Below are 2,986 nucleotides of genomic sequence, written 5' to 3' on the forward strand. Positions count from 1 at the left end.
CCCCGGCCTGGCGCAGCCGGGCGAGCACGGCCACCGCCGTCGGGACCGGCAGGACCCGGTTGACCTCGGTGTTGTATGGGATGTCGATGCACAATGTGCCGTCCCGGTCGAACAGCACTGCTGCCGGGCCCTGTCTGGGACGGCCGGGGGTGCGCTGGTGGTAGCCCGGGGTGACGGCTGGTTCGCATGGTGGCGGGGCCATGCGTCCGGGTTTCCCCCAGGGCTGCGAGGAAAACTATTACTACTCAGAGTGATGATTTTCTAAGGCACTGCTCGAAGCGTCGGTCAACGTCGGTCAAGCAACGCGGATCCGTTCCGAGGTCGGCCAGGGATCCGTGACCGAATATCGTCGGATCACGAAACCGAGGGACCAGGCGGTCGTGCTGGCAGCCGTTTTCATACTCGATTTCCTGATGGAAACAGATTGTGTGACTGTCCGACCGTGCTCCGGATTGAGGTTGCACCCACATGATCGATTTGTGATCGATGAGGGCACGGCGGCCAAGAATTTTCCATTCTTTCCAGCTCGTGTTGTGAGCCGCATGTATGCCGGTAGAACGTGTATGCCGGTAAAAGGGGTCAAAGAAACGGTGCATGCCCGTCCGGTGCCGCAGCCGCCGGGCCGTCGTGGGAGTCGAGTGAGACCACCTCGTCGACCCGTTGATCGGCGGCGAGGAGGGCGGTTTCCACCTACGGCTGGCGGGCGTCGGCTCTGATTTCCGCTGTCGAACGGCGGGCGACGCGGGCCGCGAAGATTCCCGCGCCGAAACCGTTGTCTATGTTGCACACCACGACGCCGGGAGCGCATGAGGTGAGCATTCCGAGCAACGCGGTGAGGCCGCCGAAGGACGCGCCGTAACCGACGCTGGTCGGAACGGCCACGACCGGTGTGCTGACAAGCCCGCCGATCACGCTTGGCAGGGCTCCTTCCATGCCGGCGACGACGACCAGACAGTCGGCCCCGGCCAGCCGGTCGCGAACGGCGAGGACGCGGTGCAGACCGGCGACCCCCACGTCCATGATCGTCTCAACGCCTGCCCCGGACGCGCGGGCGGTCAGCGCGGCCTCCGCGGCGATCGGAGCGTCCGACGTCCCGGCGCAGACGACGACGACCCGGCCGCGGGCCGGGGGCAGTGCGCCGATGACAACCGTGGACGCACCTCGTGGCATACCGGCCGCATGATCGGCGGAGACGGCATGGCCGACGCCAGTTGCATGGCCGGTGGCGGTGGCGGTGGCAGCGGTATGGCCGGCGGGGGTGGCGTGGGCAGCGGCAGCGGCATGGCCGGCAGCAGTGGGAGGACCGGTGACCGTGGGAGGCGCGGCAGAGGCCTCACCGGATGCCCCCGCCGGTGCTTCCGCGGACGTCGTGACCTCGCCCGGCCAGCCGGCCCGCAGCGCCGTGACGGTGGCGGCATCCGCGCGCGTGACCAGTGTCGGGCGGGTGGGGCCGGAGGTCCGCCGTAGCTCGGCGACGATGCCGACCGTCTGCACCGGGGTCTTGCCGGCGGCGTAGACGACTTCCGGGTCGCCGGTGCGAAGCCCACGATGGGTGTCGACGCGGGCGTATCCGAGGTCGGTCCAGCCGCCGCCGTCACCGAGGGGGCCCGCGGCCAGGCGTGCCAAGGCGTCGTCCGGCCTGACCGTGCCGGAGGCCACGGCGTCCAGCAGGAGCCGCACATCCTCCGTGTCCATACCGCCGACCTTATGGGCCTGTCCGCCCGCTCATGCCGGTGGCCACCAATGCCGATGGCCACCAATGCCGATGGACCACCCACGCCGTCACTGTGGGATCAGTCGCAGTCAGGCGGCGGGACGGCTGTCTGGGGCCGGGCCCGCCAATGCGATCCGTCACCGGCCCGTAGGATCGTCGAGGTGAGACACGTGGACCCGGTGGTGGACCCGGTACCGGTGGAAGATCCGGTCGGGACGGGCCCGAGCTCTCTTCCCTCGGGTACGGCCGAGGCCGTCGCGATGTTCACGGCACCTGTGAGCAGCTCCTTCACGGTGACTGCGCCTGCCCCGGCGGTCACATCCCACCCGAGCGGAAGGTTGTCGGCATGACATCCGGAAGGCCGTCGGCATGACATCAACGACCCGTCTGGTCTATCTGGGGCCGCCCGGCACGTTCTCCGAGGCGGCGCTGCTGACTCTTCCGATCGTCGACGGGGCCGAGCTCGACCCGCTACCGAACGTGGCGGCTGCTTTGGACGCGGTCCGCCAGGGTGACGCCGACGGGGCTCTCGTCCCGTTCGAGAACTCGGTCGAGGGCTCGGTGTCGACCACTCTGGACGAACTGGCCGCCGGTGACCTTCTGCAGGTCACCGCCGAGGTTGTGCTCCTGATCCGGTTTGCCCTCCTCGCCCGGCCCGACACCGGGATCGACGCGGTCCGCACGGTTTCCAGCCATCCGCATGCCCAGCCGCAGTGCCGCCGGTGGCTTGCCAAGAACCTGCCCGACGCGCGCTGGGAACCGTCGTTCAGCAACTCCGAGGCAGCCCGCCGTGTCCAGGTCGGGGAGGTCGACGCCGCGCTTGCCGGCGCCTTCGCCGCCCCCCGCTACGGTCTGTCGGTGCTGGCCGACGACGTTCAGGACGTCGACGGGGCGCAGACCCGTTTCGTGCTGGTCACCCGCCCGGGGCCGCCGCCGCCGCCCACGGGTTCCGATCGCACCACGGTGGTGCTCTTCGAGCGGGACGACCATCCCGGCGCGCTGCTGGAGATGCTGACCGAGTTCGCCGTCCGGGGTGTCAACCTGACCCGGCTGGAGTCCCGGCCGACCGGCGCGGGCTTAGGCCGGTACTCCTTTTCGGTCGACTGTGAGGGGCACGTAACCGAGGCGCGGGTCGGGGAGGCGCTGTCGGCTCTGCATCGCGTCTGCGCCGAGGTCCGCTTCCTGGGCAGTTACCCGAGGGCGGACGGGCGGGCCGGGGTGGTGCGGCCGAGCACATCCGACGATGCCTTCCGTGATGCCGCGGTCTGGCTG

General features: G+C 69.7%; 2 protein-coding genes and 1 pseudogene. 1 reads left to right on the top strand and 2 read right to left on the bottom strand.

Translation table 11 applies throughout. The features are described 5' to 3' along the window. Both DD1DGNOD_RS27600 and larB read right to left on the bottom strand, forming a co-directional pair. Positions 1 to 202 (bottom strand): annotated as a pseudogene (locus DD1DGNOD_RS27600) (D-glycero-alpha-D-manno-heptose-1,7-bisphosphate 7-phosphatase); the annotation flags it as partial. 488 nt (positions 203 to 690) lie between these two features. After that, entirely contained in the window at positions 691 to 1,695 is a 1,005-nt protein-coding gene (gene larB, locus DD1DGNOD_RS01095) for a nickel pincer cofactor biosynthesis protein LarB (protein ID WP_131769238.1), read from the bottom strand. Positions 1,696 to 2,083: 388 nt separating this feature from the next. On the opposite strand from larB, the gene pheA reads away from it, so the two are divergent. Then, positions 2,084 to 2,986: prephenate dehydratase (gene pheA, locus DD1DGNOD_RS01100; protein WP_131769246.1), on the top strand; the 903-nt coding region annotated here is incomplete at its 3' end.

Source organism: Candidatus Protofrankia californiensis (assembly GCF_900634765.1).
Classification (GTDB): Bacteria; Actinomycetota; Actinomycetes; order Frankiales; family Frankiaceae; genus Protofrankia; species Protofrankia californiensis.

Coding starts and splice junctions, on each gene's coding strand:
- larB (WP_131769238.1), bottom strand. CDS start 1,695: ATGGACACGGAGGATGTGCGGCTCCTGCTGGACGCCGTGGCCTCCGGC.